Below are 10,850 nucleotides of genomic sequence, written 5' to 3'. Positions count from 1 at the left end.
TGTAGATGGTATGGAAGCACACGGTAACAGCCAAATCGTTCGTGCTTACGTTCCACTTGCTGAAATGTTCGGTTACGCAACAGTTCTTCGTTCTGCATCACAAGGACGTGGTACATTCATGATGGTATTCGACCACTACGAAGATGTACCTAAGTCAGTACAAGAAGAAATCATTAAGAAAAACAAAGGTGAAGAATAATTCACCGTCACTTTAAAAGAAGTCACTTTGTGGCTTCTTTTTCTGTTTGGTAGAAATAGGAAAAAGTGCCTCAAATATGGTAAAATAGAAGGAGTATATTGTGAGGAAAATGGATGTCAACCACTTTTGAAATTTTAATGAATCAGTTGGGAATACCCGCTGAAATGAGAAATCATGAGGCCTTCTCTCAGGCTGAAATAGAACAAGTCATTGTTCATAAACGAAGCAAAGTTTGGGAGTTTCATTTTGTTTTTGAAAATATCTTGCCTTTTGAACTTTTTCTAGAGTTGAAAAGAGGCTTGAAAGAAGAATTCTCAAAAACGGGAAATCAGGCTAGTTTTGAGATAAAAACGCGAAATCAGGAATTTTCTAGAGAACTTTTACAAGCCTACTATCGAGAGGCTTTTTCGGATGGACCTTGCGCCAGTCAAGGTTTTCGTTCTATATATCAGAATTTTCAGGTGCGTTTTGAAAATGACCAGTTAATCATTGAAGCTTCTGAAGCCGCAGATACTGAGCATTTTAGAAAAAATCATCTTCCAAATCTTAGCAAACAGTTGGAACACTTTGGTTTTCCTAAACTTTCCTGCAGTTTAGAAAAAAATGAAGAACTCACGAGGGAAGAGCAAGAGGCTTTTCAGACGGAAAATCAAATGATTATCCAAGCAGCCAATGACGAGACGCTTCGGGCTATGGAACAGTTAGAGCAGATGGCACCGCCTCCTCCAGTTGAGGACAAACCTGTCTTTGATTTTCAAGCCAAGAAGGCAGCAGCAAAACCTAAACTTGACAAGGCGGAGATTACTCCAATGATCGAGGTCAATACTGAGGAAAATCGTCTGGTTTTTGAAGGTGTTGTCTTTGATGTTGAGCAGAAGGTGACTAGAACGGGTCGTGTCTTGATTAATTTCAAGATGACGGACTATACATCTAGCTTCTCCATGCAAAAATGGGTCAAAAATGAAGAAGAAGCTCAGAAGTTTGACATAATCAAGAAAAACTCTTGGCTTCGTGTTCGAGGAAATGTCGAGGTCAATAATTTTACACGAGATTTGACCATGAATGTTCAGGACGTGCAGGAAGTTGTTCACTATGAACGTAAGGACTTGATGCCAGAAGGTGAGCGTCGCGTTGAGTTTCATGCGCACACCAATATGTCAACTATGGATGCATTACCTGAGGTCGAGGAAATCGTTGGAACAGCAGCCAAATGGGGACACAAAGCAGTGGCAATCACAGACCACGGCAATGTTCAGTCTTTCCCTCATGGTTATAAGGCAGCCAAGAAAGCTGGTATTCAGCTCATTTATGGAATGGAAGCCAATATCGTTGAAGACCGTGTTCCTATCGTCTACAATGAAGTGGAGATGAATCTTTCTGAAGCTACCTATGTAGTCTTTGACGTGGAAACGACAGGTCTATCAGCTATCTATAATGACTTGATTCAGGTGGCGGCTTCCAAGATGTATAAGGGGAATATCATCGCTGAGTTTGATGAATTTATCAATCCAGGGCATCCCTTGTCAGCTTTTACAACTGAATTGACTGGGATTACTGATGACCATGTAAAAAATGCTAAACCTTTGGTTCAAGTTCTGAAAGAATTCCAAGAATTCTGTAAAGATACAGTTCTTGTAGCCCACAATGCAAGCTTTGACGTTGGCTTTATGAATGCCAACTATGAGCGTCACGGTCTACCAAAAATTAGTCAACCTGTTATCGATACGCTAGAGTTCGCTAGAAATCTCTATCCTGAGTACAAACGCCATGGTCTCGGACCATTGACCAAACGTTTTGGTGTAGCCCTAGAACACCACCACATGGCCAACTATGATGCGGAAGCAACTGGCCGTCTGCTCTTTATCTTTATCAAGGAAGTAGCAGAAAAACACGGTGTGACTGACTTAGCACGATTAAACCTTGATTTAATCAGTCCAGACTCTTATAAAAAAGCTCGAATCAAGCATGCGACCATCTATGTGAAAAATCAGGTGGGCTTGAAAAATATCTTTAAGCTGGTGTCTTTCTCAAATACTCAGTATTTTGAAGGTGTTCCAAGGATTCCACGTACGGTCCTAGATGCCCATCGAGAAGGTTTGATCTTAGGTTCAGCCTGTACGGAAGGGGAAGTTTTTGATGCAGTTGTATCACAAGGGGTAGATGCGGCAGTCGAAGTAGCTAAATACTATGACTTTATCGAGGTGATGCCTCCGGCTATCTACGCCCCTCTGATTGCCAAAGAGCAGGTCAAGGATATGGAGGAACTCCAAACCATCATCAAGAGCTTGATTGAGGTCGGAGACCGTCTCGGTAAGCCAGTCCTTGCGACAGGAAATGTTCACTATATCGAACCTGAGGATGAGATTTATCGCGAAATCATCGTGCGAAGTCTAGGGCAGGGAGCTATGATTAACCGGACTATTGGTCACGGAGAAGCTGCCCAACCAGCTCCGCTACCCAAGGCACATTTTAGAACGACCAATGAAATGTTGGATGAATTTGCCTTTCTAGGGGAGGATTTGGCTCGTAAGATTGTCATTGAAAATACCAATGCCTTGGCAGAAATCTTTGAGCCTGTTGAGGTCGTTAAAGGCGACTTGTATACACCTTTCATTGACCAAGCCGAAGAAACGGTTGCTGAGTTAACCTATAAAAAAGCCTTTGAAATCTATGGAAATCCACTCCCAGATATCGTTGATCTACGAATTGAAAAGGAACTAACCTCTATCTTGGGGAATGGTTTTGCCGTGATTTATCTAGCTTCACAGATGCTAGTGCATCGTTCTAATGAACGAGGCTACTTGGTTGGTTCCCGTGGGTCTGTTGGATCCAGTTTCGTTGCGACCATGATTGGGATTACAGAGGTTAATCCTCTTTCTCCTCACTATGTCTGTGGTCAGTGTCAGTACAGTGAGTTTATCACAGATGGCTCTTACGGTTCAGGATTTGATATGCCCAATAAGGACTGTCCAAATTGCGGTCATAAACTCAGCAAAAATGGGCAGGATATTCCGTTTGAGACCTTCCTTGGTTTTGATGGAGACAAGGTTCCCGATATTGACTTGAACTTCTCGGGAGAAGATCAGCCTAGTGCCCACTTGGATGTCCGCGATATCTTCGGGGAAGAATATGCCTTCCGTGCAGGAACGGTAGGTACGGTGGCTGCCAAGACAGCCTATGGATTTGTCAAGGGTTACGAGCGTGACTATGGTAAGTTCTACCGTGAGGCTGAAGTCGAGCGCCTAGCCCAAGGAGCTGCTGGTGTCAAACGGACGACTGGTCAGCACCCGGGGGGAATCGTAGTTATCCCTAACTATATGGATGTCTATGACTTTACTCCAGTGCAGTATCCTGCAGATGATGTCACAGCTGAATGGCAGACAACTCACTTTAACTTCCACGATATCGACGAGAACGTCCTCAAGCTCGATGTCCTGGGTCATGATGATCCAACCATGATTCGGAAACTCCAGGACTTGTCAGGCATTGATCCAAATGATATCCCAATGGATGATCCTGGTGTCATGGCCCTCTTCTCAGGTACAGATATCCTAGGAGTGACGCCTGAGCAAATCAGGACTTCAACTGGTATGCTTGGTATTCCAGAGTTTGGAACCAACTTTGTTCGAGGGATGGTTGATGAAACACATCCAACGACTTTTGCAGAGTTGCTTCAGCTTTCTGGTTTGTCTCACGGTACCGACGTATGGTTAGGAAATGCTCAAGACTTGATTAAGGCTGGAATTGCGGACCTATCAACCGTTATCGGATGTCGGGATGACATCATGGTTTACCTCATGCACGCAGGTCTAGATCCCAAGATGGCCTTTACCATCATGGAGCGAGTGCGTAAGGGATTGTGGCTCAAAATCTCAGAAGAAGAGCGCAATGGCTATATCGAGGCCATGAAGGCCAACAATGTGCCTGAGTGGTATATTGAATCTTGTGGAAAAATCAAGTACATGTTCCCTAAAGCCCATGCGGCCGCCTACGTTATGATGGCCCTTCGTGTGGCCTACTTCAAGGTTCACCATCCGATTTATTATTACTGTGCTTACTTCTCCATCCGTGCCAAGGCCTTTGATATCAAGACCATGGGTGCAGGCTTGGATGCCATCAAACGCAAGATGCAAGAAATTGCTGAAAAGCGTAAGAACAATGAAGCTTCCAACGTAGAAATTGACCTCTACACAACACTTGAAATTGTCAATGAGATGTGGGAACGTGGCTTTAAGTTCGGGAAACTGGATCTCTACCGTAGTGATGCGACTGAATTCATCATCGATGGGGACACCCTCATCCCACCATTTGTTGCTATGGATGGTCTAGGAGAGAACGTTGCTAAGCAATTGGTTCGTGCTCGTCAAGAAGGTGAGTTCCTCTCTAAAACTGAACTCCGCAAGCGTGGAGGACTCTCATCAACCTTGGTTGAAAAGATGGATGAAATGGGCATTCTCGGCAATATGCCAGAGGATAACCAGCTGAGCCTGTTTGATGATTTGTTTTAATAGTTTGAAATGTCTTATGTAGATTTGAGATTGGTTAATGATGCTAAAGAAAAACAGAGCAACTCCTTGGAAACCAGGGAAAGTTATTTCCATACGCTTGCGAAATGGCGTTTACGTATTAGCACAAATGGTGCGTGATCCCTATCTGGTATTTTTCAACCATTTTAATGAGGAAAATAACTGGAAGGGAGTGACCTTGAAAGAGGAGGATATCCTTTTTTGTAAAGCAGTTACTCGTCAGTTTCTACGCTACAGTCCTGTAACGATTGTTAAAGAAGTGAACCCCCTGTTAGATTATGAACTGCCTAAAGAATGGATTTATAGCCATATTGGAGGGCATCCTATTACTGTTTCGGTAAAGGGACGGGAGCACCAAGTAGCTGGTTTTGGTCGACGCTGTTCTTTAGTTCTAGCGGATAAGGACAGTGGTCAACCGGAGGATAATCCACTTATGGGACTTTTCCAAGCTTATATCATACCAGATATCAAAGAACAAGATTGGGATCGGGTAGGTCAGGCTGAACATATGTCTATTGAAGTATTTCCAACACTCAACGAACGTCTCTATCTTTGCTTTCTTTATGGGAAAAATATAAATCCAGAACAAGATATCTCTTTAGGAAAGCCTCTACCTGATGACTATGAAACCTATATAGATATCCTCACAAATAGTCCAGAGGCACGACGCCTCTACCTAGGAGAGGACGAAGAATAAGAAAGGACATTTCATGAAACTAAGAATTTTTGCGGAAGATAAACCGGCTGAGAAGGTGTTTGAGTACCAATTTGAACTTGCTGATCAGACAATTCTTCTATCGACAGCACTCTTGTCAGGTGCTATTGCTTTGGCAGGATTATTTTCTGCGTTGAAAGAAAAATAAAAATAGAAAAGAGAAAACAGAATGGTTTTACCAAATTTTAAAGAAAATCTAGAAAAATATGCTAAGTTGTTAGTTGCGAACGGTGTGAACGTGCAACCTGGTCATACCTTGGCTCTCTCGATTGATGTGGAGCAACGTGAGTTGGCTCACTTAATTGTTAAAGAAGCCTATGCACTTGGAGCTCACGAAGTTATCGTTCAATGGGCAGATGACTTTGTAAACCGTGAGAAATTCCTTCACGCGCCGATGGAGCGTTTGGACAATGTGCCAGAATACAAGATTGCTGAGATGAACTACCTTCTTGAAAACAAAGCAAGTCGTCTCGGTGTTCGTTCTTCTGACCCAGGTGCCTTGAACGGAGTGGATGCAGAAAAACTTTCAGCTTCTGCCAAAGCTATGGGAATTGCCATGAAGCCAATGCGTATCGCAACTCAATCTAATAAGGTTAGCTGGACTGTAGCAGCCGCTGCTGGACTAGAGTGGGCTAAGAGAGTCTTTCCAAATGCTGCGAGCGACGAAGAAGCAGTGGACCTCCTTTGGGACCAAATCTTCAAAACTTGCCGTATCTACGAAGAAGATCCAGTTAAGGCTTGGGAAGAACATGCAGCTATCTTGAAGAGCAAGGCGGAGATGCTGAACAAAGAACAATTCTCAGCCCTTCACTATACAGCGCCTGGAACAGATTTGACACTTGGCTTGCCTAAGAACCACGTTTGGGAATCAGCTGGTGCAGTTAATGCCCAAGGTGAAGGATTCTTGCCAAATATGCCAACAGAAGAAGTCTTTACAGCTCCTGATTTCCGTCGCGCGGATGGTTATGTAACGTCTACAAAACCACTCAGCTACAATGGAAATATCATCGAAGGCATCAAGGTGACCTTTGAAAATGGTCAAATCGTTGATATCACTGCTGAAAAGGGTGACCAGGTTATGAAGGACCTTGTCTTTAAGAATGCTGGTGCGCGTGCCTTGGGTGAATGTGCCTTGGTACCAGATCCAAGCCCAATTTCACAGTCAGGTATTACCTTCTTTAATACTCTTTTCGACGAAAATGCATCGAACCACTTGGCTATCGGTGCCGCTTACGCAACTAGCGTTGTTGGTGGAGCAGAGATGAGCGAAGAAGAGCTTGAAGCTGCAGGACTTAACCGTTCAGATGTTCACGTTGACTTTATGATTGGTTCTAACCAAATGGATATCGATGGTATCCGTGAGGATGGAACGCGCGTACCACTCTTCCGCAATGGAGATTGGGCAATTTAAGGAGAACCTATGCTTGGAAGTATGTTTGTCGGTCTTTTAATCGGACTACTAGCAGGAGCTATCACCAATCGTGGCGAACGTATGGGATGCTTCGGGAAAATGTTTCTCGGTTGGATTGGTGCCTTTCTAGGACAATTACTCTTTGGTTCTTGGGGACCAAGCCTAAGCGGTACAGCCATTATCCCATCAGTTCTTGGGGCCATGATTTTACTAGCCATCTTCTGGGAAAGAGGAAGCTAAGTTTCGATTTAGAAGGCAGATTAACTTTAAAGAATAAGAGAGAGGCTGGGACAAAAGTCCTAGCCTCTCAATTGTCTTTGGATTGTCGATCAAGACGCAGTGGTTGAGTGCCTCTACTACGCTGATTTCATCAGCTTTTACAGCCCTACTCAACTGTGCTGAGGTGGGACGACGAAATCGAATTCTAACGAATTACCGATTTCTATCCCACTCTCTCTTTTTAGGTCGCTCTATAAAGTCCTTTGAAAGCACTCATCTAAGCTTAGCCACAAAGCTTTCAGTGACTGGTTCTTTTTATATTGCGTCAAGTATGGTACAATAAAAGCATGAGAATTCAACAATTACACTATATTATCAAAATTGTAGAGACTGGGTCGATGAATGAGGCTGCCAAGCAACTTTTCATTACGCAGCCCAGTCTATCAAATGCAGTTCGTGATCTAGAAAATGAGATGGGAATTGAGATTTTTATCCGAAATCCCAAGGGAATTACCCTTACACGTGATGGGATGGAGTTTCTATCCTATGCCCGTCAGGTTGTCGAGCAAACGCAACTTCTAGAAGAACGCTATAAGAACCCAATCGCTCATCGCGAGCTTTTTAGTGTGTCTTCGCAGCACTATGCCTTCGTGGTCAATGCCTTTGTTTCCTTGCTCAAGAAGAGCGATATGGAAAAGTATGAGCTTTTTTTGCGTGAAACCAGAACCTGGGAGATTATCGATGATGTCAAGAACTTCCGAAGTGAAGTGGGAGTTCTCTTTTTAAATAGCTATAACCGAGATGTTCTTTCGAAGATGTTGGATGACAATCATCTAGTGGCCCACCATCTCTTTACAGCCCAACCCCATATCTTTGTCAGCAAGACCAACCCTCTTGCTAAAAGAGACAAGGTGCAGTTGGCAGACCTAGAAGACTTCCCTTACTTGAGCTATGACCAAGGAACCCATAATTCCTTCTATTTCTCAGAAGAGATTTTGTCACAAGAACACCACAAGAAATCCATCGTGGTTAGTGACCGTGCGACCTTGTTCAATCTCTTGATTGGTTTGGACGGCTATACCATCGCGACAGGTATCCTCAATAGTAATCTTAATGGAGACAATATTGTCTCGATTCCACTTGATATTGATGATCCGATTGAACTGGTTTATATCCAGCATGAAAAGACTAGCTTGTCTAAGATGGGTGAACGCTTCATCGATTATTTGCTTGAAGAAGTTCGTTTTGATAGCTAATCGTAAGTACATTAGAAAAGAAAAGGAAATATGACTACAATGAATACCAATGATTTTGATTTTCACTTGCCTGAGGAGTTGATTGCACAAACACCTCTGGAAAAGCGCGATGCCTCTAAGCTCTTGATGGTTAATCGCCAGACTGGAGAATTTCAAGATCGCCATTTTCACTCCATTATTGAAATGCTAGAGCCAGGTGATGCCCTGGTGATGAATGATACCCGTGTCTTGCCAGCCCGACTTCATGGTCAAAAGGAAGAAACAGGTGGTCACGTTGAACTCTTGCTCTTGAAAAATATAGCAGGAGACGAATGGGAAGTGTTGGCAAAACCTGCTAAACGTCTCAAGGTTGGAGCTAGAGTTGTCTTTGGCGATGGTCGGCTAAGCGCAGTTGTGACTGAGGAATTGACCCATGGTGGCCGTATTGTGCGTTTTGAGTATGAAGGAATTTTCCTAGAAGTGCTTGAAAGTCTTGGAGAAATGCCTTTGCCTCCTTATATTCATGAAAAATTGGATGACCGTGAACGTTACCAGACAGTCTATGCCAAGGAGAGTGGATCAGCCGCTGCCCCAACTGCAGGCTTGCATTTTACCAAAGAATTACTAGAAGAAATCCAGCAAAAAGGCGTTCATCTAGTCTACCTGACCTTGCACGTTGGACTTGGGACCTTTAGACCTGTTTCAGTAGATAATCTGGATGAGCACGAGATGCACTCCGAGTTTTATCAATTGTCTGAGGAAGCTGCAGCGACCTTGCGTCAGGTCAAAGAAAATGGTGGCCGTGTCATTGCTGTGGGGACTACCTCTATCCGTACGCTAGAGACTATCGGAAGCAAGTTTGACGGCCAAATCCAGGCCGACTCTGGCTGGACTAATATCTTTATCAAGCCAGGCTATGACTGGAAGGTGGTGGATGCTTTTTCTACTAATTTCCATTTGCCGAAGTCTACCTTGGTCATGCTAGTTTCTGCCTTTGCAGGCCGTGAATTGGTCCTCGAAGCCTATCAGCATGCTATCGACCAGAAGTACCGTTTCTTTAGCTTTGGCGATGCCATGTTTATCTACTAAAAATAGAAGAGCTAATTCCTGATTGGATTAGCCTTTTTTGATGTCAAATAGCTATTGAATTATATGGAAATAAATGATACACTGAAAACTACAGGTTAGCCGTCAAAAATATATGTAATTTCAGGCTAGCTATTTTAGATGCAGATGAGACTGTATCATCATTTTAAAAGGAGATTATCATGAAAAAAACATTGCGCTACACCAGTCTTTCAGCTCTTGCCTTGTTGGCTGTGGTGACACTTGCTGCTTGTGGAGGAAATACTGAAAAAACTACAGCATCTTCAAGCAAAGAGGCTTCTTCTAAAGTAACTAAGGAGTCATCAAGTAAAACAGAAGCTAGTCAAAAAGAGGAGCAGAAGTCTGAGACGAGCCCATCAAGTTCCGCAAGCACTCAAACGGATAAGAAGGAAGAGAAGAAAAAAACTCCAGAAGCTTACGCAAAATTCCTTGGAACGTGGGAAAACTATGCTGGAACAACTGCTACAGTCACAGCGGATGGAATCGTGACCATTCAAAGTTCAAAAGGAACCTTCCAGTATGAAATGGATCAAGTAGAGGAGAAGGACGGTTACTATCTGACAGGAATTCATCTTGTTGGAGGCGGAGAAGGAGCACGCCTGATCTTTACTCCAGCTGGAGTCCAAAATGAATTAACAGGTACAGACGGTAGCCAAGACGTCTTGGCAATCGGCCAATCACCAAGCGACAAAGATAGTCATTTTTACCGTAATTAAGAGTGAAAAAAAGAAAAAGTGAGCCAAATCGACGGCTCGCTTTTTGAGTGGTGAAAAGTATGGATGAGATTGATTTGACAAGTAAAAAAGCCTTGATTCCAAGACTTTTTCCTGTTGTTTAGATGCCCCTGCATAATTTTTGAAGAGTTTTCATGTTGAAAATAATCAAAACTATTGAAATAAGTAAAAAGTTGAACTATAGGGAATATTGTGTCATAATAGGTAATAGATGAATAATTAATAGATTGGAAGAAATAATGCTTTCTTACCTTAACAAGTTGAATTGGTTATACATTTTTTCGTCGCAATTGTGTCTATCTCTCGAGTTTAGCTAGTTTTTATAAGCTCTGATTTCGACTCAATAAAACAAATTTCAGAAGTGCAAAAGACAAGATGGTGACATTGCTACAGTCAGTCGCCATGTCTTGCTGGCACAGGCTGTTTGTGCCGTCAGCTATTTACCAGTCAATTTGATCAAAGGGCTTAATTATTATTTTTGAAAGGTCTTTTATGGAAAAAATTCTTTCTTTAGGTCTGACAGGTAAGAAATTACTTGTTCAGGGTTTCTTGTTTGTTCTGCTAGGTCTTATCTTGATGGTCACGGGAACTTGGTTGCCAGTGACGGTTATTCGACTGGTTCTGTTTTTAGCTTGGATAGCAACGGTCTTAGATTTAGTATTACGTATTTTCAAAAAAAGTCAGTCAACGGACACCTTGGGAGT

At 42.9% G+C, this 10,850-nt stretch carries 9 protein-coding genes and 1 pseudogene; all 10 read left to right on the top strand.

The window, feature by feature from the left end; translation table 11 throughout:
* Positions 1–199: hypothetical protein (locus E7C97_RS08055; protein ID WP_316108804.1), on the top strand; the 199-nt coding region annotated here is incomplete at its 5' end.
* Positions 200–312: 113 nt separating this feature from the next.
* Entirely contained in the window at positions 313–4,707 is a 4,395-nt protein-coding gene (locus tag E7C97_RS08050; protein WP_316108803.1) for a PolC-type DNA polymerase III, read from the top strand.
* Positions 4,708–4,744: 37 nt separating this feature from the next.
* Complete coding sequence (locus tag E7C97_RS08045) at positions 4,745–5,422, top strand: hypothetical protein (RefSeq protein WP_316108802.1); 678 nt, start codon at positions 4,745–4,747, stop codon at positions 5,420–5,422.
* A 13-nt stretch (positions 5,423–5,435) separates the two neighbouring features.
* The gene (locus E7C97_RS08040) at positions 5,436–5,588 is read left to right on the top strand and encodes a hypothetical protein (RefSeq protein WP_049504469.1); all 153 of its coding nucleotides are present in this window, start codon (positions 5,436–5,438) and stop codon (positions 5,586–5,588) included.
* 21 nt (positions 5,589–5,609) lie between these two features.
* Positions 5,610–6,851 (top strand): aminopeptidase, encoded by a 1,242-nt coding sequence (locus E7C97_RS08035; RefSeq protein WP_316108800.1) that lies wholly within the window; start codon positions 5,610–5,612, stop codon positions 6,849–6,851.
* Positions 6,852–6,860: 9 nt separating this feature from the next.
* Complete coding sequence (locus E7C97_RS08030; protein WP_045763100.1) at positions 6,861–7,091, top strand: GlsB/YeaQ/YmgE family stress response membrane protein; 231 nt, start codon at positions 6,861–6,863, stop codon at positions 7,089–7,091.
* A gap of 326 nt (positions 7,092–7,417) precedes the next feature.
* Positions 7,418–8,326, top strand: a complete 909-nt coding sequence (locus E7C97_RS08025; RefSeq protein WP_070458507.1) for a LysR family transcriptional regulator — start codon at positions 7,418–7,420, stop codon at positions 8,324–8,326.
* Positions 8,327–8,365: 39 nt separating this feature from the next.
* Positions 8,366–9,394, top strand: a complete 1,029-nt coding sequence (gene queA / locus E7C97_RS08020) for a tRNA preQ1(34) S-adenosylmethionine ribosyltransferase-isomerase QueA (protein ID WP_049530725.1) — start codon at positions 8,366–8,368, stop codon at positions 9,392–9,394.
* Between the two features lie 179 nt (positions 9,395–9,573).
* Entirely contained in the window at positions 9,574–10,128 is a 555-nt protein-coding gene (locus E7C97_RS08015; RefSeq protein ID WP_070458500.1) for an ABC transporter substrate-binding protein, read from the top strand.
* 510 nt (positions 10,129–10,638) lie between these two features.
* Positions 10,639–10,850, top strand: a pseudogene (locus E7C97_RS08010) (DUF308 domain-containing protein); the annotation flags it as partial.

Origin of the sequence: Streptococcus sp., assembly GCF_032481935.1 — a bacterium.
In the GTDB taxonomy this organism is placed as follows: domain Bacteria; phylum Bacillota; class Bacilli; order Lactobacillales; family Streptococcaceae; genus Streptococcus.
Note: the sequence above shows the minus strand (reverse complement) of the source record. Positions and strands in the feature narration are given on the sequence as shown.